Genomic DNA, 21518 nt, shown 5'->3' on the forward strand with positions numbered 1-21518 from the left:
CCGGCAGGGTCGCCGTCAAGCGAATCGGCAGAACCGGGCCGACCCGTTCGCCCGCCCGCGGCCGGCGACGATCACCCGGGCGGGGGACCCGCGTGGGCGCGCACCCAGGAATGCATCGCGATGCCGCTCGCCACGCCGGCGTTGATCGAGCGCGTGGAGCCGTACTGGGCGATCGAGAACAACGCGCTGCACGCGGCGCGGGCGGCGTCGGAGAGCCCGGGTCCCTCCTGGCCGAAGATCAGGACGCACTCCCGTGGCAGGGTGACCGTCTCCATCGCCCGCGAGCCCGGCAGATTGTCGATGCCGATGATCGGCAGCCCCGCGGCCGCGGCCCAGGCGGCGAACTCCTCGATCGTCGGGTGGTGCCGCACGTGCTGATAGCGATCGGTGACCATGGCGCCCCGCCGGTTCCACCGCCGCAGGCCGACGATGTGGACCTCCGCGGCGAGGAAGGCGTTGGCGTTGCGCACCACCGTGCCGATGTTGAAGTCGTGCTGCCAGTTCTCGATCGCCACGTGGAAGCCGTGCCGGCGCAGATCGAGGTCGGCCACGATGGCCTCCCGGCGCCAGTAGCGGTACCGGTCGACGACATTGCGCCGATCGCCCTGCGCGAGCAGCTCGGGGTCGTAATGATGGTCCCGGGGCCACTCGCCGGGCCAGGGACCGACCCCGACCTCGAGCTCGGGCTCCGCCGGCGCGTCGGGCCCGGCCTGGCTCACGGGCTCAGCCGGGCCGGTGGACCGGACCGGGCCAACCGGCGTCGAGGACTCATCGGCGGTCATGGTGCAGGAGGCTAACCAGGGGCCCGCGGGCCGCACCTGGGGGGAGACGCAATGAGCGGCGGGGCCCTCCCCGGCACCCGCCGCCCACGCTCTGTTGAGGAAGAGTTTGCCTTACCCTCCGTATCCATGTGAAGGATTCCCAACAGTGACCCACGTCACATTTAACTTTGTTACCTATTACCTTCGGTGGTTACCTCGTCGTTATCGGGCTGCGATAGAGCACGTCCGGACCACCTATCGAGGCAGCTTGATGCGCAAACTGGACGACACCGGGTTGTTCACAACTGAGAGCGCTCTCCCTACTTTGGGTTACGCTGGGTAGCCCAAGGTCCACACCGCGGTCGCAAAAGGTGCCCCAGACCACGTGTCACCGGCGCCGGCGACGGGAATCAGAGGGACCTGGAGCAGGTTGGACCGCACGTAGGCCAATTTCCCGTGGCCTTTTTCCCGTGGACGGAGAGATCATGGCGACCGTTGCGCTGACCACAGAGAATTTCGACGAGGTGACCGGCAAGGACGGCATCGTCCTGGTCGACTTCTGGGCCAGCTGGTGCGGGCCCTGCGTCCGCTTCGCGCCCACGTACGAGCGCTCCTCGGAGAAGCACACCGAGATCACCTTCGGCAAGGTCGACACCGAGGCCCAGCAGGAGCTGGCCGCGAAGTTCGACATCCGCTCGATCCCGACGATCATGGCAGTGCGCGACGGCGTCATCGTCTTCTCGCAGCCCGGCGCCCTCCCCGAGTCCGCGCTGGAGTCCCTGATCGAGCAGGTCGAGAAGCTGGACATGGACGACGTGCGCAAGCAGCTGGCCGCGCACAACCACTGACCCGCGAGGTCACCGGCGCCGCGGACCCATCGGGTCCGCGGCGCTTCCGCGTCGGGCCGACCTCTTTCCGGTACGGCTCGCCGGTCCGGGTAGACAGTGGATCGAACATGTGTTCGAATCTTCGCCATGCGATGGTCACACCTGTCGGCCCCGGCCGGCGACGACTCGCTCCCGGACAGGGCAGCGCCGGCGGCTCCACCCCTGCCGCTGGCGCTGCCCGGCGCGACCGTCCGCACCTTCGACACGCCCGGGTTCGCCGGTATGACGTTCTACGAGATCCGGGCCAAGTCCCTGATCAACAGGGTGCCCGGTGCGTCGCGGGTGCCCTTCGAGTGGACCATCAATCCGTACCGGGGCTGCTCGCACGCCTGCTCCTACTGCCTGAGCGGCGACACGCCCATCCTGCTCGCCGACGGTTCGACCCGCCCGCTGTCGCAGGTGCAGGTCGGCGACGCGGTGCTGGGCACGATGGGGGCCGGGCCGCACCGGCGTTACGTGCCGACCACGGTGCTCGACCACTGGACCATCAGCAAGCCGGCCTTCCGGGTCACCCTGGCCGACGGCACCCGCCTGGTGTCCAGCGGGGACCACCGGTTCCTCACCGACCGCGGCTGGCGGCACGTCAGCCCGGCCGAGGCCGGCCTCCCGGCCCTGGCGGTGGGCGACCGGCTGTCCGGCGTGGGGCGTTTCGCCGACGCGCCGAAGGAGTCCCCCGACTACCGCACCGGCTACCTCTGCGGGCTGGTCCGCGGCGACGCCGGCGCCCCGGCCGGCGCGCGGGAGAGCGACGCCTGGATCCGCGCGGACTCCTATCTCGAAGACATCCCGATGCACGTGGCGCTGCGCTGGCCGGAGCTCCCGTCCGGCGGGTGGTACCGCGGCTTCCTGGCCGGCGCGTTCGGCGCGACCGGCTACGCGGACCGGCTGGCCGTCGTCTTCACCAGCCGCGACCAGGGCTTCCTGGACCGCATCACGGACGCCCTGACCCACCTGGGCCTGCCCAGCCGCCGCCCGCCCCACCCGCAGCTCGGCGAGGTCTACTCCGTCGAGGTCGCCCGGGACCTGTGGGCCGCCCTGCGCTTCCGGCACCTGACCGGGGTCAGCGCGGCACCGCTGGACGCGGCCGGGGTCGGCGTGCGCAGCGAGCCCCAGCTGACCGTGGCCGACATCGAGGATCTCGGCCTGACCCTGCCGCTCTACGACATCACCACCGGCACGGGCGATTTCATCGCCGACGGCGTGGTGAGCCACAACTGCTTCGCCCGTAACACGCACACGTATCTCGACCTGGACGCCGGCCACGACTTCGACTCCAAGGTGGTCGTCAAGGTCAACGCGGGCGAGCTGGTGCGCCGCGAGCTGGCCGCCCCGCGATGGTCCGGCGCCCCCATCGCCATGGGCACCAACGTGGACGTCTACCAGCGGGCCGAGGGCCGGTACCAGCTGATGCCGCCGATCCTGACCGCCCTGCGCGACTTCGCCAACCCGTTCTCCATCCTGACCAAGGGCACCCTGATCCTGCGGGACCTGGAGCTGCTGCGACAGGCGGCCACGGTCACGGACGTCAGCCTGTCGATGTCGATCGGCTTCGTCGACGAACGGATGTGGCGCGCGGTCGAGTCGGGCACCCCGAGCCCCCGCCGCCGCCTCGACGCCGTGGCCCGCCTGACCGACGCCGGCTTCTCGGTGGGCGTCCTGATGGCCCCGATCCTGCCGGGCCTGACCGACTCGGACGAGTCCATCGAGGAAACGGTCTCGGCCATCGCCGCCTCCGGCGCGGCCAGTGTCTCCCCGCTGACGCTCCACCTGCGCCCGGGCGCCCGCGAGTGGTACGCGGCCTGGCTCACCCGCGAGCACCCGGAGCTGGCGCCGCGCTATCGCGAACTGTTCCGGGCCGGCTCGTACGCACCGCAGTCCTTCCAGAAGGAGATCGGCGCCCGGGTCCGGATGGCAGCCCGCCGCCACGGGCTGTACCGGGCGGGGCTGGGCGAGGCGCGGGCGGCAGGCACCAACGGGGTACCGGCAACGGCGTACGCGGACACCGACGTCACCGACAACGCACGCGAGGGCACCACCACCCGCGAATCCGAACCTCAGCAACTGACCCTGCTGTGACCCGATCGCGCGTGGATAGAGTCGGGGGATGAGGAGCGCACAGCAGATCTTGGCCGAGGCGGACGTCATTGCCGTGGTCGGAGCCTCGCGGGATCCGCGGAAGCCGTCGCATACCGTGCCCTTGCAGATGCTCCGGTACGGGTGGCGGATCATTCCGGTCAACCCGTTCGTCGACGAGGTGTTCGGGGTGCGCACCGTGCCCACGCTCGCCGATCTGGACGAGCCCGTCGATCTCGTCGACATCTTCCGGCCCGCCGCCGACGCCCTGGAGATCGTTCGGCAGGCCGTGGCGATCAAGGCGCCCGCTGTCTGGTTGCAGACCGGCATCGTCTCCGCCGAGGCGCGCCGGATCGCCACCGAGGCCGGCATCGACTACGTCGAGGACCGCTGCCTGGCCGTCGAACGGGCCGTCGGTCAGCTCAGTAAGTTGCCCTGAGCTCGGCCGGCAGGCCGGATACCCTGCGTCGGGTCCCCCTGACTACGCCTCGACTAGTACCGTGCCGGGGTGAACGAGGAGGACCTCTGATGACTTACCCGCCGCCCGGTGGTACGCCGGATCCATATCAGCCCCAGCAGCCCTACGGGCAGCAGCCGGGTTACGACCCCGCGTCGCCCTACTCGCAGGACCCCTATGCGGCTCCTGCCAGTGGCGCGCCGTCCAGCGGACAGCCGTACGGGCAGCAGCCGCCCTACGGTGCCCCGTCCAGCGGACAGCCCTACGGCCAGCAGCAGTACGGGCAGCAGCAGCCCGGCTACGGCCAGCCGTACGCGCAGCAGCCCTACACCCCGCAGGCGCCGACCAACACCATGGCCATCCTGGCTCTGGTCTTCGCCTTCGTGTTCGCGCCGGCCGCGATCGTCATGGGCCACGTCGCCAAGAAGCAGATCCGGCAGACCGGCGAGTCCGGCGAGGGCCTGGCCACCGCCGGCCTCTGGCTGGGTTACATCTTCACCAGCATCTACGTGCTGCTCTGCGCCTTCTACATCGTCGTGGCGATCTTCGCGATCGGCTCGTCCGGCAGCAGCACCTACTGACGTACGGCCCGCCCGGTGGACAGCGGTCCACCGGGCGGGTACGGCTCAGCGGAACTCGGCCTCGCGCACGCTGTTGCCGCCGTCGACCACGAGCATCTGCCCGGTGATGTACGACGCCGCGGGCGAGCACAGGAAGGCGATCGCCGCCGCCACCTCGTCCGGGGTGCCCGGGCGGCCGATCGGGGTGCCGAGGCCCTGCTTGATCTCTGTGACGGTGGACGCGGCCGTGTAGATCGTGCCCGGCGCCACACAGTTGACGTTGATGCCGTCGGCCACCAGCTCCATCGCCAGCGCCCGGGTCAGGCCGACGACGCCCGACTTCGCCGCGGCGTACGCGGCCTCGGTCGGGAGCGCGTTGATCGGGCCCGCCGTCGCCGCCAGGTTCACGATCCGGCCCCAGCCCTGCTCCGACATGCCGCCCACGAACGCGCGGCTGCACAGGAACGCGGTGCTCAGGTTCCGGTCGATCTCGGCGCGCCACTCGTCATAGGTGAGCTGGGCGACCGGGCGCAGCACCTCGGGGCTGGTCCGGCTGGCCAGGCCCGCGTTGTTGACCAGCACCTCGACGTCGCCGAGCTGGTCGACGACCGCGTCGGCGAGCGCACCGACCTCGGCCTCGTCGGTGAGATCGGCCACGAAGCCGGTGACGCCCAGCTCGGACGCGCGCTCGTGGATGCGCCGCGTGGTCGACACGATCGCCACCCGGGCACCGAGGTCGCGCAGCCGGCGGGCGGTCGCGTACCCGATGCCGTCCGGGCTGCCGGCCCCGGTGACCAGGGCGACCTTTCCGTCCAGCCGCAGTGTCACGGGACCCTCCTCGGGCTCGGTCACAGGGTCGTCCTGGGCGTGGCCGGACTCGGCGACCGGATCGGGCCCCAGGTCCTGCTCAGGCTCGGAACTGGGCGCGGCAGACCGGGGCCGGCGGCCGGCCGCCGGGCGGGTGGCGTCCCGCCTCGAGCGGCTGCCGCTGGCGGTGCGGGCGTCGAAGACCATGCGGCGATCCTGCCCGCTCCCGCGGGCCGGGGCAAACATCGGACCAACCGTGGCGCGCGGCAACCTCGCACCGCGCACAAGCAGGCACACGGCGTGCGCGACGCCGTGACAACGCCCCCTATCCTGACGAGCGCGAGGGCAACGCCGGACGGAGGAAGTCATGACGTATCCACCACCGCCCGGACCGGACGGCATCTATCCACCGCCGCCGGATCCGCCCATCCAGGCGTACCAGCCGCCGCTGCCGGCCAACCCGCAGCAGTACGGCTACGACCATCCCGCGCCCCCGGTCCAGGGGTACGGGTTCCCGCCCGCGCCGGGTTACGACTACGGCAACCCCGGCAGCCCGTACGCCCATCCGGGTCATCCCTACCCGCAGGCCCGGCCCACCGAGGGTCTGGCGATCGCGTCGCTGGTCGTGTCCTGCGCCGGGGTGGCGGGGCTGTGCCTGTGGGGGATCGGCGGGCTGCTCGGCATCGTCGGCGCGATCCTGGGTCATGTCGCCCGGCGCCGGATCCGCGCCACGGGTGCGGGCGGTGCCGGCCTGGCGCTGGCCGGGATCATCGTCGGGTGGGTCGTCGCCGGCCTCGCGGCGGTGCTCGTCGCGATCTTCGTGTCGGTCCTGGTGGCGGACTCCGGCTCCACCTATTGACGGCTCAGCCGCCCGGCTGCGGCGCGGTCGGCACTCCCGGCTCGCCCAGCGGGATCACCGGGCCCTGCTCGACGAAGATCAGCGGCGCCGAGCGGCCGTAGCGCTGCGGCATCGCGCTGCGCGCCCGCTCGACGTCGCGGGTGCCGATCTCCACGCCCACGCCGTCGTGGCGGGCCGCGACGCTGGAGATGCGCACGCCGTTCGCCTGCCAGGCGTCGAGGTCGGCGACGATCCGGTCGTTCCAGCCGGCCAGCTCGGCCAGGCTGTGCGCCGCGTCCCGGACCACGATGCAGGTGTCCTCCGCGCTGAGCCGGATGAAGTCGTCGAACGCGGCCGACGGCACCCGGTAGACGATCGCGCGTACCCGCTCCTGGTCGACCTCGAGCCCGGCGTAGCTGCCGGCGTGGTCGGCCCGGCCACCGGCATCGATGCGGGCCATCGCGGCCTCCAGCGCCGGGGGCGTCGCCGGCAGGATCCGCCCGCCCATCGTCACGGTCGCGGGCCGGCGGGAGAACTCGCACCCGGCCGTGGTCCAGCCCCCGGTGAGGCCCTCCTCGGGCACCTCGGGCTCACCGCACGAGCTGGTCACGAGCACCGCCCCGAGCAGCAGACAGCAGAGTCGATATCGACAGCGGCGCATCTCATCCCACCTCTCTACCGCGCGGGGCGGTAGTTCGCCAAGGTTCAACGAGAGGAACGGGGTGTCAGCGCGGGGTGGGATCCGCCGCGTCGGCCAGCGACGCGGTGGCGCGGCGCCGCTCCCGGCTGCCACCGAGGACCACCACGGCCACCCCGAGCACCAGCAGCGCCAGCCCCGGCAGCGCCAGGAGCCGCGGCGTCTGCCCCAGCCAGATCCAGGCCAGCAGGGCGGCCCCCGGCACCTCGAGCAGGATCAGCACGCTGACCCTGGTGGCCGTGGTGTGTTCGAGCGCGTAGTTGAACATCGAGTGGCCCAGCAGCTGCGCCCCCACCACGAGGGCCAGGATCGCCGCCCAGGTGCGGCCGTCGTAGCCGTGCAGATCCACCCCGGCCGCCAGGCACACCACGAGCAGGATCGCGGCGCAGGTGCCGTAGCAGACCCACGTGTACGTCGTGGTGCTCAGCCGGGCCCGCGCGCGTTCCCCCAACGCCGTGTAGATCGCCGCGGCGATCGCGCCGATCAGGGCCAGGACGTCCGCGAAGACGGCTTGCGCCGACACGCCGATGTCCAGGCCGGTGGCCCAGACCGTGCCGGCGACGGCCAGGCCGATACCGACCCAGCCGGCCGTCGACGGGCGCCGGCCCTGCGCCGCCGCGATCAGGCCCTGCCACACCGGCTGGGTCGCGACCAGCGCCGTGGCCGTCGCCACGGAACCGAGCTGCACGCTGGGCATCCAGGTCGCGAAGTGCAGGGCCAGGGCGACGCCGGCGAGGACGGCGAACATCCCGGTACGGCTGCGCAGCGTCCCCAGCTCGGCCCGGCGCGGACCGGCCGCGATCGGGGTCAGCGCCGCGAAGGCCAGCCCGTTGCGCCAGAACGCCACGGCCAGCGCCGGAGCCGCCACGAAGGCGATCAGCGGGGCCGAGGTCGAGACCGCGAGCACCGCCACGGCCAGCGCCGCCCCGGTCAGCCAGGAGGGCCGTTCGCGGGGTGACTGCATATTCATCCCTCGCCGTCGCTTTGTGCGTCTGTATGCATACAGTTTGTCGACCTGAGTTGAACGGAAAGTGAGGCAGTCGTTACGCTCGCCGCCGATGCATTTCCGTCAATCCCTCAGGAGAGTGGTTTTCGATGCCCGCGTTCCAAGCGGTCGTGTTCGACTTTTTCGGCACGCTGACCCGTTCCGTGCGGAGGGGACCCCAGCACGCCGACATCGCTCGGGCGCTGGGCTGTGATCCCGACGCGGTGCTGAGCGTCCTGGATCGTACGTTCCAGATCCGGGCCCGGGGTGATCTCGGGTCCGCCGAGGCCACCCTGCGGTGGGTCACCGAGCAGGCCGGTGGCCGGCCGCGCGCCGCCCAGCTGCAGGCCGCGGTGCCGGCCCGGGTCGACGCACTGAAGGCCGACACCCGGCTGCGGGCCGACGCGGAGAGCGTTCTCCGCGCCGTCAAACAGCGCGGCCTGCGGACCGCCCTGATCAGCGACTGCACCCACGAACTGCCCGCCTTCCTGCCGAGCATGCCGATCGCCCCGCTGCTCGACGTCAACGTCTTCTCCGTCGAGGTCGGCCGGTGCAAGCCGGACCCGCTGATCTACCTGGAAGCCTGCCGGCGGATGCGGGTGGCCCCCGAGGACTGCCTCTACGTCGGTGACGGCGGCAGCCACGAGCTCACCGGCGCCGCCGCCGTCGGCATGACCGCCGTCCGGCTGGCCGCGCCCGACCTGGCCGACCATCTGGTGTTCGACGCGGACGAGGACTTCGCCGGCCTGAGCGTGCCGTCGCTGACCGCCGTGCTGGATCTGCTGGATCCCGTACCCGCGCTGGCCTGAGCCCATGCAGGATGCATTATCGGCTCGCCCACGCGGCCCGGTCCCGGCCGGGCCGCGTGCGAGGATGACCGGGTGACGACCGAGCTCGTGGCTGAGGCCATCAAGAAGGCCGGCATCGCCTGGATCGAGGCGCCCGGCGGCCCTTCCCTGGGCCTGTGGGTCATGCCGCTCGACGGCGCCCTCCTCCTGGTCTGCGGCCCCGGCGAGCAGGCCGCGCCCGGCCTGGCCGAGGCGACCCGCGCCTCGGTGCGCCTGCGCGGCGACAACGGCGGCCTGATCGTGATCGTCGAAGCGCAGGTCGAGCGGCTCACACCGGGCAGCGACGAGTGGACCGAGATCGCCCCGCAGCTGGCCGGCAAGCGCCTCAACGCCACCGGCACCGCCGAGCAGCTGGTGGCCCGCTGGGCCGAATCCGATTGCGCGGTCCTGCGCCTGACGCCGGTGGACGAGCCGATCGCGGCCCCCCACCTGCCGACCGCCTCGCAGGCCGAGCCCCCACGCGAGACCCCGGCCCGCGTCAAGGTCCGCCGCCCGTTCCGCCTGCACCGCGTCCGCAAACGCAAGCCGTAGCCGGACCGCGCGACCCACCCTGCCGGCTGCATGCGACAAGAGCCGGAAACCAAGCAGGTCAGCCGATGAACGGCGGCACTGCGATCTCGCCCTGGGCCACCGGGACCACGTGGCCGGACACCGTGGCCACCGTGGCGGCGCCGTCCGCTGCCGTCACCGTGCACTCCAGCAGCGAAGGCCGGTGCATCTCGATGCCCTGGTGCACGGTGTACGACGTCGTCCCCTCCCCGGGCAGCCAGCCCTGTCCCACCAGCCACACGCCCAGGCCCAGGGCCGCCGAGCCGGTCGCCGGGTCCTCCGGCACCGACACCCCCGGGCAGAAGACCCGCACGTACGCCGTCCGCTCGGCCGCCTCCCAGGCGAAGACGCTGATACCCGTCACGCCCAGCGCGCGGGCCCGCGCCGGATCGGCCCACGCGCGGGCCAGCGCTTCACGGCGAACCGGCAGGATCACGAATTCCAGCCCGCAGCCGGCCGCCGCGGGCCCCGCCGCCTCCCCGGCGAAGTCCTCCGCCGTCAGGCCCACCAGATCCAGCAGGTCCCGGACCGGCAGCGGGGCACCCAGCGTCGGCTTGCCACCGGTCAGCGTGGCCACATCCGAGCCCACTGTGATCGGCAGCATCCCCGCGCCGCACTCCTGGACGACCTGTCCCGGCTGCGCCAGGCCCCGCCGGACCGAGACCACCGCGGCCCCGACACTCGGGTGGCCCGCGAACGGCAGTTCCGTCTCCGGGGTGAAGATCCGCGCCCGGTACGTCGCCCCGGCGGCCGACGGCAGCACGAAGACGGTCTCCGAAAGGTTGAACTCCCGGGCCAGTGTCTGCATCTGGTCACCGGCCAGGGACTCGGCGCCGAAGACGACGGCCAGCGGGTTTCCGGCGAAAGGGCGGTCGGTGAACACGTCGACGATCTCGTACGCCACGGTAGACATGGTTCGACGCTAACTTAGGCTGGTGCGGTGACCATGGGGAGCAGGGTTTATCTGGCGCGGCTCGCGGCGCTGCCCGTTTTCGACCCCAACGGCGACCGGGTGGGCCGGGTACGCGACGCCGTACTGCGGTTGCGCACCACCAACCGGCCGCCGCAGGTCGTCGGTCTCGTCGCCGAGATGGCGCTGCGCCGCCGGATCTTCCTGCCGATCGGCCGGGTGACCTCGATGGACGCCGAGGCCGTGGTGCTCAGCACCGGCATGCTCAACCTCCGCCGGTTCGAGAAGCGGCCCAACGAGCTGCTGGTGCTCGAAGAGGTGCTGGACCGGCGGGTCACGGTCGAGCCCGAGGACCGGCAGGGTCCCGGCACCACCGGCACGGTCGTCGACCTGGGCATGGAGCTCAACCGCAACAACGAGTGGCTGATCACCCGGGTCGCCGTCCGCCAGCACACCGGCCGGCTGGCCCGGCGCGGGCACACGTACCAGGTGGAGTACGACCGGATCCGCGGCCTGGTCGGGCCGACCGACACCCAGGGCACGTCCAATCTGGTGGCGCTGCTGGAGCAGATGCGGCCCGCGGACATGGCCAACGCCCTGCAGGACCTGGCCGACGCGCGGCGCAACGAGGTCGCCGCGGCGCTGAGCGACCGGACGCTGGCCGACGTGCTCGAGGAGCTGCCCGAGCACGACCAGGTGGAGATCCTGATCCAGCTGGACCGCGAACGCGCCGCCGACGTCCTGGAACGGATGGACCCGGACGACGCCGCGGACCTGCTGGCCGAGCTGCCCAAGGCGGAACAGGCGGTCCTGCTCGACCTGATGGAGCCGGAAGAGGCGGCCCCGGTCCGGCAGCTGATGAGCTACACCCCCGGCACCGCCGGCTCGGTGATGACCTCGGAGCCGGTGATCCTGACCCCGGACACCACGGTGGCCGAGGCGCTGGCCCGGATCCGCGAGCCGGAGCTGTCCCCCGTCGTCGCCGCGCAGGTCTTCGTGGCGCGGGCACCGTCGGCGACGCCGAGCGGGAAGTACCTCGGCATGGTCCATTTCCAGCGGCTGCTGCGCGAGCCGCCCTCGTCGATCCTGGGCGGGCTCATCGAGACGGACATAGATCCTTTGCAGCCCGAGACGAATCTCACCGAGATCACCCGGCGGATGGCGACCTACGACATGGTGGCGATGCCGGTGGTCGACAGCGCGTACCGGCTGGTCGGGGCGGTGACCGTGGACGACGTGCTGGACCACTCGCTGCCCCGCGACTGGCGTGACCGCGACGCCCAGGACGCCCGGGACGAGGCCGACGCGCTGCTGCGCCAGGCCCGGACGGAGATGGGCTCATGACCGAGCCGCGCCGGGACCGGCTGGACCAGCCGATCGAGCCGGGCCGGGTACGCCTGCCCCGCTTCGACCCGGAGGCCTTCGGACGCTGGTCGGAGAGCATCGCCCGGTACATGGGCACCGCGAAGTTCATCGTCTACATGACGATCATCATCGCGGCCTGGTTCGCCTGGAACACCCTGGCGCCCAAGGATCTGCGCTTCGACCCGTACACGTTCACGTTCCTGACTCTGATCCTGTCCTTGCAGGCGTCCTACGCCGCGCCGCTCATCCTGCTGGCGCAGAACCGCCAGGCCGACCGGGACCGCCTGACGATGGAGGAGGACCGCCGGCGCGCGGCCATGCAGAAGGCCGACACCGAGTACCTGGCCCGCGAGATCGCCTCGCTGCGGATCGCCGTCGGCGAGGTCACGACCCGCGACTTCCTGCGCTCCGAGCTGGCCCGGCTCGCCGACGAACTCGACGAGGCGGCCCACCGCCGGCAGAAGCTGGAACGTAAGGAGTGGGAGGAGGAACGGAACTGAGCCGACCCGCGGCGGAAAACCCAGGCAAATTCGATGTCTGAGACCGACGTAGCATGGTCGTCATGTCCGCACCAGCCCCCACCATCGAGGACGCGATCCAGGCGGCCCTCGCCACCGTCGACGATCCCGAGATCCGCCGCCCGATCACCGAGCTCGGCATGGTCAAGGGCTTCACCGTCGCCGGGTCCGGTGTGAAGGTCGAGCTGCTGCTCACCGTCGCCGGTTGCCCGCTGCGCGACAAGCTCACCAACGACATCACCGCCGCGGTCACCACGATCCCCGGGATCACCACCGTGGAGATCGACTTCGGCGTCATGACCGAGGAGCAGCGCAAGTCCCTGCAGGCCACGCTGCGCGGTGGCGGCGAGACGGCCGAGCCGGTCATCCCGTTCGCCCAGCCGGGTTCCAAGACCCGGGTGTACGCGGTGGCCAGCGGCAAGGGTGGTGTCGGCAAGTCCAGCGTCACGGTCAACCTGGCGGCCGCCCTGGCCAGGCGCGGCCTGTCGGTCGGCGTGGTCGACGCCGACATCTACGGCCACTCGGTGCCCCGCATGCTCGGGGTCGAGGGCCGGCCCACCCGCGTCGAGGACATGATCATGCCGCCGCAGTCGCACGGCGTGAAGGTCATCTCGATCGGCATGTTCACCTCGGGCAATGCCGCCGTGGTGTGGCGCGGGCCGATGCTGCACCGGGCCCTGCAGCAGTTCCTCGCGGACGTCTTCTGGGGCGACCTGGACGTGCTGCTGCTGGACCTGCCGCCGGGCACCGGTGATGTGGCCATCTCGCTGGCCCAGCTGCTGCCCAACGCCGAGATCCTGGTCGTCACCACGCCGCAGACGGCCGCCGCCGAGGTCGCCGAGCGGGCCGGGGCGATCGCGCTGCAGACCCACCAGCGGCTCGTCGGCGTGGTGGAGAACATGTCCTGGCTCGAGCTGCCCGACGGCACCCGCATGGAGGTCTTCGGCGCCGGTGGCGGCCAGACCGTGGCCGACTCGCTGACCAGGACGATGGGCGCCTCGGTGCCGCTGCTGGGTCAGATCCCGCTGGACACCCGGGTCCGCGAGGCGGGCGACGCCGGCACGCCGGTCGTGCTGGCCGACCCGGAGGCACCGGCGGCCAAGGCCCTGGACGCGGTCGCGGACCGGCTCGCCATCCGGCGTGAGTCGCTGGTCGGCAAGCCGCTCGGTCTGCTGGTCAACGCCCGCAAGTAGGGCTTACGTAGCGTCCAGATCGAATCTGCGCGGCGCCGGGGTGGACTTCTCCACCGCGGCGCCGTTGCTGTTCGCGGTGGAGCTGACGTCGTCGCGGTGCGCCTTGAGGTCCGCCGCGGAGGCGACCTCGTCCAGGTCCGACTTCACGCCGTTCAGGTCGTTCTTGACGTCGTCGAACAGGCCCTGCAGCGGCTTGCGGATCGCCTGCTCGTCGTCCTCGCTCAGCAGATGCTTGCGGATGAAGGCCTTCGGGTGCAGGTCCTGCAGCTGGATGTCGGTGCCCAGCTCACGGCTCAGGTCGGTGGTGGCGTTCTGGGCCATCGCCCGCAGGCCGCGCAGCATCCGCAGACCGTCGCCGATCACCTTGGGCAGGCGCTCACCGAAGATCAGCAGCGCGAGCATCAGCAGGGCGCCGATCTCCCACCAGTTGAGGTTCTCGAACACGCGCGGACCTCCCTCGTCGCGTACCTGAGCAAGAGTACGCACGCACTCCTTGCCTGCGCTGCCCGCCCATGAGGCGGTTCACTTCGCGTCGGCCGCCAGCGTCACGGAGGCCGTCTGGGTCTTGGTGCCGCGCCGGTATTCGACCGCGACGACCGACTCCGGGGCGTACTTGCGGACCAGGGCGATCAGGTCGGTGCCGTCCTCCAGCAGGTGACCGTTCATCTTGGTGATCACGTCACCGGACTTCAGCCCGGCCGTGGCGGCCGGACCGGTGGGCTGAACCGAGCGCAGCCGGGCTCCGGACGAGCCTGCGGAGCCGGACGTGCCGCCGGTGGAGACCTCGGCCCCGATCACCGTGCGACGAGCCTTGCCGTGGTCGATGATCTCGCGGGCGACCCGCATGGCCTGGTTGATGGGGATGGCGAAGGCCAGGCCGATGTTGCCGGCCTCGGTGTCGCTGCCGCCCACTGACCGGATCACCGAGTTCATGCCGACCACCCGGCCGGCCCCGTCGACCAGCGGGCCGCCGGAGTTGCCCTGGTTGACCGCCGCGTCGGTCTGGATGGCGGCGTAGTAGCGGACGGTGCCGCCCGGCTCGCCGGCCTGGATGGTGCGGTCCAGCGCGCTCACGATGCCGGAGGTCACTGTGTTCACCAGAGCCAGCGGTGAACCGAATGCGAGCACGGGATCACCGACGGCAATGGAGTCGGAGTCGCCAAGTGAGACAGCCGTCACACTCTTCTTTGCGACTTTGATCACGGCGATGTCCGATTCCGGGTCCCGGCCGACCACTGTCGCCGACGCGGTGGACCCGTCGCTGAAGGACACCGACAGGGAGTCGTTGGCCCCCTCGACGACATGGTCGTTGGTCACCACGTAGCCGTTCGGGGAGATCACGAAGCCCGAGCCGATCGCTCCGGTGACCCGGACGGTGACCACGCTCGGTAGCATCTGCTTGGCCACGCCGGCCAGCGAGTCGGGCGCCCGCTGGGCTGCCGACGGGGCCGCCAGCGGCGTGCCGCCGAGCTGGGTGCCGCCGCCGACCCCGCTGCGGGTGGCGAAGACGAAGCCCAGAGTGCCGCCGAGGCCGCCGGCCAGCAGGGCGGTGACCAGGCAGATGAGCAGTACGGGGGTCATCGACCGGCGCGGCGCGTCCGGATCGACGACGGGCTCGGGCTGCGGGCCGGTGCTCACCGGGGCGGTGGGCACGACCACCGCCGACGGTGCGTACGGATCGCGCCACGGATCGGTCAATGCGTCGGACCACCACGGCGACCCCGCCGACGCTCCAGGCGCGGCGGACGGCGGCGGTTGAGGCTGGCGCCAGTTCCAGCCGTCGGTCACGTCGGTGCCTCCCCTGGTCGGTACCGGAGCGCCGGGCTCCGGCATCCAGGATGACACGGATCGGTGGAGATCATCCGGTCAGTGGGACCGCGGGTCCGGCCCCGCCGCTTTGCGCCGCCGAAGTCCCGGTGCGCGAAGGGTGAGCATCGCTCTACGCTCATACCCGATGTGCACCGGTTCCGGACCGCGCATCCCCGCTCCAGACGGAGGTCGTCATCGTCACCGCAGCCCGATCGTTCGGCGCCCCGACCGCGCAGTCGGTGCAGTTCGCCGAGGCCTACGCCGCCGAGGACATCGTCCTGCAGACCGCCCGCAGCCTCGCCCACGAGGTCGGCCTGGCGGCCGTCTCGCCCGGCGCGGGGTCCGTGCTGAGCGTGCTCGCCGCGGCGGGCAGCGCCAAGGCGGTCGTCGAGATCGGCACCGGTACGGGCGTGAGCGGCGTCTGGCTGCTCCGGGGCATGCGCACCGACGGCGTCCTGACCACGATCGACGTGGAGAACGAGCACCAGCGCATCGCCCGCCGGATCTTCCAGGAGGCGGGCTTCGCCGCGTCCCGGACCAGGATCATCACCGGCCGCGCGCTGGACGTGCTGCCCCGCCTGGCCGACGGCGTCTACGACCTGGTCTTCGTGGACGCGGACGCCACCGAATTCGGCGCCTGCGCCGACGCCGCGCTGCGGCTGCTGCGCCGCGGCGGGATCCTGGTGGTCAACGGCGCCCTGGCCGGCGGCCGGATCAGCGACCCGGCGGCCCGCGACGTCGACACGATCACGATCCGCGAGACGGTCAAGGCCGTCCGCGAGTCCGAAGAATGGATCCCAGCCCTGATCCCGGCCGGCGGCGGCCTCCTGACCGCCGTCAAACGCTGAGAGCTGTGTCTAATGGCCTCGCCTTCGGCTCGGCGGGATTGCGCCCCTTGAGGTCGGGCGCAATCCGCACCGGGGGCGTGGCTATGAACTCAACCAGCGCAACAAAGTGCGGGCGCCCCAGCCGGTGGCGCCGCTGGTGAGCTCGCCGTCGTCGGCCTCGGCCCAGCTGGGGGCCGACATGTCGAGGTGCGCCCAGCGGTCCAGCCGGTCGCCCAGGAACTCGCTCAGGAACAGCGCCGCCACCACCGAGCCGGCACCGCGCGCCGGTGAGCTGTGCCGGTCGGCGATGTCGCTGTGCAGATATTCCAGGTAGTCCCCGGGCAGCGGCAGGCGCCACATCCCCTCGCCGGCGGCGGCTCCGGCGGCTGTCAGCGCCGCGGCCAGCTCGTCGTCGTGGCTGTAGAGGGCTGCGGTGCGCTTGCCCAGCGCGACCGCGTTGGCGCCGGTCAGGGTGGCCAGGTCGACCACCACGTCCGGGTGCAGCTCGGCGACCGCGTAGGCCAGGACGTCGGCGAGGACCAGCCGGCCCTCGGCGTCGGAGTTGGTGGTCTCGGTGGTGGTGCCGTCGTACTGGGTGATGACGTCGCCGGGCCGGTAGGCCGAGCCGCTGATCGCGTTCTCCGCCAGTGGCGTGAGCGCGGTGATGCGTACCGGAAGGTGCAGGTCCGCGGCACCCAGGATGGCCGCGACGACGGCGGCCGCGCCGCTCATGTCCTTTTTCATCAGCTTCATGCCGTCGCGGCTCTTGATCGAGATGCCGCCGGTGTCGAAGGTGATTCCCTTGCCCACGAGGACCACATGGCGGGACGCGGCCGCCGGCTGCCAGCTCACTTCTAGCAGCCGGGGCGGGCTCGCGGAGCCGCCGCCGACGGCCAGGATGCCGCCGAAGCCCTCCGCGGCGAGTTGCTCCGGCTCGCGGACGGTGGCGGTGAGGCCCGGGCGTGTCGCCGCCTCGGCGACGATCTGGGCGGCGAACCAGGCCGGGCTCTTCACCGAGGCCGGCATGTTGGCGAGGTCGCGGGCGAGCCAGGTCGCGGCGGCCGTCACGCGGGCCACTTCGAGGCTCTGGGCGAGGCTTCCGGGGTCGTCGACCCGGATGGTGATCTCTGCGCTCCGGGGGCCGGTGGGGGCTTCCCGGAAGCGGTAGGAGGCGAGCCACAGGCCCTCGGCGAGCCCGCGCAGCGCCTCGGCGGGAACCTCGGCGCCGAGCTGGATCTGCACCGGCTCCTCGGCGCGGACGGCCCGGGCGATCGCCGCGCCGGCGGCTCGCCAGCCGGCCTCGTCACCGCGGCCCACCCCGGCCAGCAGGACTCTCGCGGGTCGCCGCGTCGGGCGCGGCAGCACCTGCACCGCACCGGGTCGTCCAGGGTCATCCGCGCTGCTCAGCAGGGCGGTGACCTCGGCTTGCAGGTCGGCGTCCGCGGCGTCGGCAGCGGTCGGGAGGCCGTCGGCACCGACCGCGAGCACGCGGGTGGAATCGTCGGCGGGCCCGGACGTCAGCCTGATCGCGAACACTGGAGGATGACCTTTCCGCAAGACATGGAAAGCCCGCCGGTACGGCAGGTACCGTACCGGCGGGCCACGTGAAACGTCAGCCGGCGATCGCCTTCAACGCGTCACCAAGCGCGTTGGCCTCGTCCGGAGTCATCTCAACGACGAGACGGCCACCACCCTCCAGCGGGACGCGCATGACGATCCCGCGTCCTTCCTTGGTGACCTCCAGCGGACCATCGCCCGTCCGCGGCTTCATCGCCGCCATCTTGTCTCCCCTCAGACCTACATCAGGGTCGCGGTGGGTTACCCCACAGCCACTTCGTCAACGCGCCGTGCTCAGCCCCACGGTGCGCCGTACCTCGTATCCGACCGGCGGAGTCGCCCCCGCTGGACCGACCCGAGACCGCAGCGCTGCGAGCCTCGCCCGACGTCACGCGACGTGGCCCACCGTGCCGATCAAACATTTTCCCTGATGAACACCGGCGAACCCAAACCCAGCCCGGGCTGATGTGACAGCGTCTAGCATATCGCCTTTCGGGCTGTCACAATGTGCGGTCATGCAGGCGCGGTCGGCACTCTTCGACCTCTACGGCGACTATCTGCGCCCGAGAGGCGGCCGCGCGCCGGTCGCCGCCCTCGTCAAACTGCTCGCGCCGGTCGGCATCGCGCCCCCCGCGGTCCGCACCGCGGTCTCCCGGATGGTGCGTCAGGGCTGGTTGCACCCTATGCGACTGGTCTCCGGCCCGGGCTATCTACTCACTCCCAAAGCCGCCCGCCGGCTCGACGAGGCGGCGGCCCGGATCTACCGGACCGGGCGCAACGGCTGGGACGGGCGCTTCGATCTGGTCCTGACCCGGGCCCCGGTCCCGCGCCGGGAAGCGAAACGACTGACTTTTCTGGGCTACGGCATGTTGGGCGAGTTCGCCTGGGTCGCCCCGCGCGCCACGGACGAGGTGGACACGGTCCTGGCCGAGGCCGGGGTCGGCTACGAACGGTTCAGCGCCAGCCACGCGGCCGGCTCGCCGGGAGCGGCCGAGGTGGTCGGCCGGGCCTGGGACCTCACCGAGATCGGCCGGGCGTACGAGGACTTCATCGCGACCCAGCGCCCGATCGTCACGGCGGTCAACGCCCGCAGCTCCGACGAGGAGGCGTACGCGGCCCGCTTCCAGCTGGTGCACGCCTGGCGCTCGTTCCTGTTCCGCGACCCGCAGCTGCCCGCCTCCCTGCTGCCCGCCCGCTGGCCCGGCACCAGCGCGGCGACGTTCTTCGACCGGCACGCCGCCCGGTTACGGCCGGCCGCCGACCGCTACGTCGAGAGGTGCCTGGCGTCCGTGTCTCGCGGTGGACGTGTGGGATTCTCAGAACCATGACAGCCATCCAACCGCCCCACCCGCCGCCCATGAGCGGGCTGAAGACCGACTCCCTGCTTGTCGACCGCACCGACGCTGTCGTGACCCTGACCCTGAACCGGCCCGACGCCATGAACGCCCTGGATGTGGACCTCAAGGAGGCCCTGCGGGACACGCTGGCGTCGATCGAGACCGACCGGTCCATCCGGGCGGTCGTGCTGGCCGGGGCGGGCAAGGCGTTCTGCGTGGGCCAGGATCTCCGTGAGCACGCCCGCGACCTGGACAAGGGCGCCACCGAGCTGGACACCGTGCGGCAGCACTACAACCCCATCGCGCAGCGGCTGGCCAGCCTGCCCAAGCCGGTGGTCGCCGCCGTCCGGGGCACCGCGGCGGGTGCCGGCGCGTCGCTGGCCCTGCTCGCCGACTTCCGCATCGGCGGCCCGCGCACCACCTTCCTGATGGCCTTCTCGAACGTCGGGCTGGCCGGGGACACCGGTGTGACCTGGTCGCTGCCGCACATCGTGGGCCGGGCCCGGGCGCTGGAGCTGCTGCTGCTGGCCCAGCCGGTACGCGCCCAGGAGAGCCTCGACTACGGCCTGCTCACCCAGCTGGTCACCGACGACGAGCAGGTGCTGCCGACCGCGCAGGAGTTCGCCGCCCGGCTCGCCGCCGGCCCCACGGTGGCGTACGCGGCCATCAAGCGCGAGCTGTCCATCGGCACGGCCGGCTCGCTCTCCGACGCGCTGGCCGCCGAGGCCCAGGCGCAGGCCATCTGCGGGCGGACCGCCGACCACCAGGCCGCGGTGACGGCGTTCGTGGCGAAGGAGAAGCCGGTCTTCGAGGGCCGGTGATTCTTCCTGCGGGTAGCGCCGACGGTATGAGCATTTCGGGATACCCGCATCAATGCAGGTAAATGTTTGACTTCCCCCATCGAGATGAGGTGCAGCCGCAGGGCGCATCTCGGGCTGGGGAGGTCTGGATGGCAAGGTGGCGCAGGATCCTGAGCGGGGCGGCAGCCGCTCTGACGGTGGCCGCGATGGGCAGCCTGATGCAGTCGTCGCCCGCGGCGGCCGCCCCCGACGGCCCGGACCGGGTCGTCGGCGGCACCACGGCCACGCAGGGTGAGTTCCCGTTCATGGTCCGGCTGTCGATGGGCTGCGGCGGCGCGCTCTACAGCCCGACGCTGGTGCTGACGGCCGCCCACTGCGTGAACGGCACCGGCACCAACACGTCGATCACCGCGACGATCGGGGTCGTCGACCTCCAGTCGACGAGCAAGGTCACCCGCCGGTCGAACTACGTGTACCGGGCCCCCGGCTACAACGGCAACGGCAAGGACTGGGCGCTGATCCGCCTGGCCAGCCCGGTGACCGGCTTCGCCACCCTGCCGATCGCCAGGACCACCGCGTACGACTCGGGCACGTTCACGGTCGCCGGCTGGGGTGCCGCGACCGAGGGCGGCGGCCAGCAGCGCTACATGCGCAAGGCGACCGTGCCGTTCGTCAGCGACGCCACCTGCAACTCCAGCGCGATGTACAACGGCCAGGTCATCGCCAGCAACGAGATCTGCGCGGGCTACGCCGCCGGTGGCGTGGACACCTGCCAGGGCGACTCCGGCGGCCCGATGTTCCGCCGCGACGCGGCCAACGCCTGGGTCCAGGTCGGCATCGTCAGCTGGGGCGACGGCTGCGCCCGGCGCAACAAGCCCGGCGTCTACACCCAGGTGAGCTACTTCGCCGCGACGATCGCCTCGGCGGCCTCGAGCCTCGGCGGCTGACCCGGCAAGGCACGCGAACGGGCCCGGAGCTTGCCGCTCCGGGCCCGTTGCGCTGCCGGTGGCTAGTCGTCGTCCTCGTCCTCTTCGGGATCCTGGTTGGCCTGCTCACCCAGCACGAACGCCTGCATGGCCAGCTCGTCGCCGGCGGGCGAGACGAAGGTCGGCAGCTCGGCCGGGCCCAGCTCCAGCGCGTACGACCAGAACTGCCGCACCGCCTCCGCCGGGGTGGCCGCCTCGATCGGCAGGTCCAGGCTGACCAGCCAGGTCTGCCGGTCCGGGCCGGCGTTCAGCCGGACGGCGAACCGCTCGTACTGCTCCTCGTCGACCTCGGCGACCGGCTCGGCCAGCTTGAGCTCGCCGGCCGGCACCGGCGCGTCGAAGGACCGCCGGGAGTAGGTGACGGTCAGCTCCTCAACGCCGTGCGCGCCCCGCCGGGCCAGCCCGTCGCCGACCACACCCAGCGCCACCACCTGCGGCGCCTGCTCGTCCGCGACCAGCAGAACTCTGTCGCCGGCCGCCGGCCGCACGCCGGCCAGGCCGGCCACGGTCAGGGTGTCGTGATGGAACAACCGCTCGGTCGCCCACCGATCCGCCGGAATGATCACCGCCCACTGCGCCATGCGCACCATCACATCACGAGCGGCCGGACCGCCCGGCGCTGGCTCGGGTGGGCGTGACGGGCCCGGCACTCAGGACGCCGGCGCGAGGGCCTGAGCGGTCCGCTGACGGCCGGTCGGCGCCGCGCCGACCTCGGGGCCCGGCCCGGGGCGCGGTAGCCGCGGAGACGAGCTGA

Annotated in this window: 24 protein-coding genes; 14 read left to right on the forward strand and 10 right to left on the reverse strand. The window is 72.0% G+C overall.

Annotated elements, in window-relative coordinates:
* Nucleotides 1-71: 71 nt before the first annotated feature.
* Nucleotides 72-782 carry a TrmH family RNA methyltransferase gene (locus tag Aau02nite_RS01460; RefSeq protein ID WP_246594811.1) on the reverse strand — a complete coding sequence of 237 codons (711 nt, stop codon included), beginning with the start codon at nt 780-782 and terminating at the stop codon, nt 72-74.
* Nucleotides 783-1246: 464 nt separating this feature from the next.
* Between Aau02nite_RS01460 and trxA the strand changes: the two genes are divergently transcribed.
* From trxA to Aau02nite_RS47230, 4 genes are all read left to right on the forward strand, one after another.
* Complete coding sequence (gene trxA, locus Aau02nite_RS01465) at nt 1247-1609, forward strand: thioredoxin (protein WP_212986446.1); 363 nt, start codon at nt 1247-1249, stop codon at nt 1607-1609.
* A 126-nt stretch (nt 1610-1735) separates the two neighbouring features.
* Nucleotides 1736-3724 carry an intein-containing Rv2578c family radical SAM protein gene (locus Aau02nite_RS01470; protein WP_212986447.1) on the forward strand — a complete coding sequence of 663 codons (1989 nt, stop codon included), beginning with the start codon at nt 1736-1738 and terminating at the stop codon, nt 3722-3724.
* 28 nt (nt 3725-3752) lie between these two features.
* On the forward strand, nt 3753-4160 hold the full coding sequence (locus tag Aau02nite_RS01475; protein ID WP_212986448.1) for a CoA-binding protein: 408 nt from the start codon (nt 3753-3755) through the stop codon (nt 4158-4160).
* 89 nt (nt 4161-4249) lie between these two features.
* Nucleotides 4250-4759: a DUF4190 domain-containing protein gene (locus tag Aau02nite_RS47230; RefSeq protein ID WP_212986449.1), complete on the forward strand. Its 510-nt coding sequence runs from the start codon at nt 4250-4252 to the stop codon at nt 4757-4759.
* Nucleotides 4760-4804: 45 nt separating this feature from the next.
* Here Aau02nite_RS47230 and Aau02nite_RS01485 read toward each other — a convergent pair whose 3' ends face one another.
* Complete coding sequence (locus Aau02nite_RS01485; RefSeq protein ID WP_212986450.1) at nt 4805-5752, reverse strand: SDR family NAD(P)-dependent oxidoreductase; 948 nt, start codon at nt 5750-5752, stop codon at nt 4805-4807.
* Nucleotides 5753-5912: 160 nt separating this feature from the next.
* Here Aau02nite_RS01485 and Aau02nite_RS01490 point away from each other — a divergent pair, with 160 nt between their 5' ends.
* Nucleotides 5913-6404 (forward strand): DUF4190 domain-containing protein, encoded by a 492-nt coding sequence (locus Aau02nite_RS01490; RefSeq protein ID WP_212986451.1) that lies wholly within the window; start codon nt 5913-5915, stop codon nt 6402-6404.
* 4 nt (nt 6405-6408) lie between these two features.
* On the opposite strand, the gene Aau02nite_RS01495 is transcribed toward Aau02nite_RS01490, so the two are convergent.
* Both Aau02nite_RS01495 and Aau02nite_RS01500 read right to left on the reverse strand, forming a co-directional pair.
* Nucleotides 6409-7044 carry a hypothetical protein gene (locus Aau02nite_RS01495; RefSeq protein ID WP_212986452.1) on the reverse strand — a complete coding sequence of 212 codons (636 nt, stop codon included), beginning with the start codon at nt 7042-7044 and terminating at the stop codon, nt 6409-6411.
* Between the two features lie 64 nt (nt 7045-7108).
* Nucleotides 7109-8050 carry a DMT family transporter gene (locus Aau02nite_RS01500; protein WP_212986453.1) on the reverse strand — a complete coding sequence of 314 codons (942 nt, stop codon included), beginning with the start codon at nt 8048-8050 and terminating at the stop codon, nt 7109-7111.
* A 125-nt stretch (nt 8051-8175) separates the two neighbouring features.
* On the opposite strand from Aau02nite_RS01500, the gene Aau02nite_RS01505 reads away from it, so the two are divergent.
* Together Aau02nite_RS01505 and Aau02nite_RS01510 are read left to right on the forward strand one after the other, a co-directional pair.
* Complete coding sequence (locus Aau02nite_RS01505; RefSeq protein WP_212986454.1) at nt 8176-8874, forward strand: HAD family hydrolase; 699 nt, start codon at nt 8176-8178, stop codon at nt 8872-8874.
* A gap of 72 nt (nt 8875-8946) precedes the next feature.
* On the forward strand, nt 8947-9444 hold the full coding sequence (locus tag Aau02nite_RS01510; RefSeq protein WP_212986455.1) for a hypothetical protein: 498 nt from the start codon (nt 8947-8949) through the stop codon (nt 9442-9444).
* A gap of 58 nt (nt 9445-9502) precedes the next feature.
* Here Aau02nite_RS01510 and Aau02nite_RS01515 read toward each other — a convergent pair whose 3' ends face one another.
* A complete protein-coding gene (locus Aau02nite_RS01515) occupies nt 9503-10375 on the reverse strand; it encodes a PhzF family phenazine biosynthesis protein (protein WP_212986456.1) in 873 nt (290 codons plus the stop codon).
* 33 nt (nt 10376-10408) lie between these two features.
* Here Aau02nite_RS01515 and Aau02nite_RS01520 point away from each other — a divergent pair, with 33 nt between their 5' ends.
* The 3 genes from Aau02nite_RS01520 (at nt 10409) to Aau02nite_RS01530 (ending at nt 13448) form a co-directional block, all read left to right on the forward strand.
* A complete protein-coding gene (locus tag Aau02nite_RS01520) occupies nt 10409-11716 on the forward strand; it encodes a magnesium transporter MgtE N-terminal domain-containing protein (RefSeq protein WP_438841088.1) in 1308 nt (435 codons plus the stop codon).
* Entirely contained in the window at nt 11713-12237 is a 525-nt protein-coding gene (locus Aau02nite_RS01525; RefSeq protein WP_212986458.1) for a DUF1003 domain-containing protein, read from the forward strand. The genes Aau02nite_RS01520 and Aau02nite_RS01525 overlap by 4 nt, the downstream gene beginning before the upstream one ends.
* A gap of 62 nt (nt 12238-12299) precedes the next feature.
* The gene (locus Aau02nite_RS01530; protein WP_212986459.1) at nt 12300-13448 is read left to right on the forward strand and encodes an Mrp/NBP35 family ATP-binding protein; all 1149 of its coding nucleotides are present in this window, start codon (nt 12300-12302) and stop codon (nt 13446-13448) included.
* Between the two features lie 3 nt (nt 13449-13451).
* Here the strand turns inward: Aau02nite_RS01530 and Aau02nite_RS01535 are convergent, their stop codons facing one another.
* The gene (locus Aau02nite_RS01535) at nt 13452-13892 is read right to left on the reverse strand and encodes a twin-arginine translocase TatA/TatE family subunit (RefSeq protein WP_212986460.1); all 441 of its coding nucleotides are present in this window, start codon (nt 13890-13892) and stop codon (nt 13452-13454) included.
* A 78-nt stretch (nt 13893-13970) separates the two neighbouring features.
* The gene (locus Aau02nite_RS01540; protein WP_246594813.1) at nt 13971-15236 is read right to left on the reverse strand and encodes a S1C family serine protease; all 1266 of its coding nucleotides are present in this window, start codon (nt 15234-15236) and stop codon (nt 13971-13973) included.
* Nucleotides 15237-15496: 260 nt separating this feature from the next.
* Between Aau02nite_RS01540 and Aau02nite_RS01545 the strand changes: the two genes are divergently transcribed.
* A complete protein-coding gene (locus tag Aau02nite_RS01545; RefSeq protein WP_212986461.1) occupies nt 15497-16105 on the forward strand; it encodes an O-methyltransferase in 609 nt (202 codons plus the stop codon).
* A gap of 81 nt (nt 16106-16186) precedes the next feature.
* On the opposite strand, the gene Aau02nite_RS01550 is transcribed toward Aau02nite_RS01545, so the two are convergent.
* Both Aau02nite_RS01550 and Aau02nite_RS01555 read right to left on the reverse strand, forming a co-directional pair.
* Nucleotides 16187-17620 (reverse strand): leucyl aminopeptidase family protein, encoded by a 1434-nt coding sequence (locus tag Aau02nite_RS01550; RefSeq protein WP_212986462.1) that lies wholly within the window; start codon nt 17618-17620, stop codon nt 16187-16189.
* Between the two features lie 76 nt (nt 17621-17696).
* On the reverse strand, nt 17697-17864 hold the full coding sequence (locus tag Aau02nite_RS01555) for a DUF3117 domain-containing protein (protein WP_015625691.1): 168 nt from the start codon (nt 17862-17864) through the stop codon (nt 17697-17699).
* Nucleotides 17865-18156: 292 nt separating this feature from the next.
* Between Aau02nite_RS01555 and Aau02nite_RS01560 the strand changes: the two genes are divergently transcribed.
* From Aau02nite_RS01560 to Aau02nite_RS01570, 3 genes are all read left to right on the forward strand, one after another.
* The gene (locus Aau02nite_RS01560) at nt 18157-18969 is read left to right on the forward strand and encodes a PaaX family transcriptional regulator (protein WP_212986463.1); all 813 of its coding nucleotides are present in this window, start codon (nt 18157-18159) and stop codon (nt 18967-18969) included.
* Between the two features lie 29 nt (nt 18970-18998).
* A complete protein-coding gene (locus tag Aau02nite_RS01565; RefSeq protein ID WP_212986464.1) occupies nt 18999-19799 on the forward strand; it encodes an enoyl-CoA hydratase-related protein in 801 nt (266 codons plus the stop codon).
* 128 nt (nt 19800-19927) lie between these two features.
* The gene (locus Aau02nite_RS01570) at nt 19928-20725 is read left to right on the forward strand and encodes a S1 family peptidase (protein WP_212986465.1); all 798 of its coding nucleotides are present in this window, start codon (nt 19928-19930) and stop codon (nt 20723-20725) included.
* 62 nt (nt 20726-20787) lie between these two features.
* On the opposite strand, the gene Aau02nite_RS01575 is transcribed toward Aau02nite_RS01570, so the two are convergent.
* Nucleotides 20788-21345: a hypothetical protein gene (locus Aau02nite_RS01575; RefSeq protein WP_212986466.1), complete on the reverse strand. Its 558-nt coding sequence runs from the start codon at nt 21343-21345 to the stop codon at nt 20788-20790.
* Nucleotides 21346-21518: the final 173 nt, after the last annotated feature.

The organism is Actinoplanes auranticolor (genome assembly GCF_018332655.1).
GTDB lineage: Bacteria > Actinomycetota > Actinomycetes > Mycobacteriales > Micromonosporaceae > Actinoplanes > Actinoplanes auranticolor.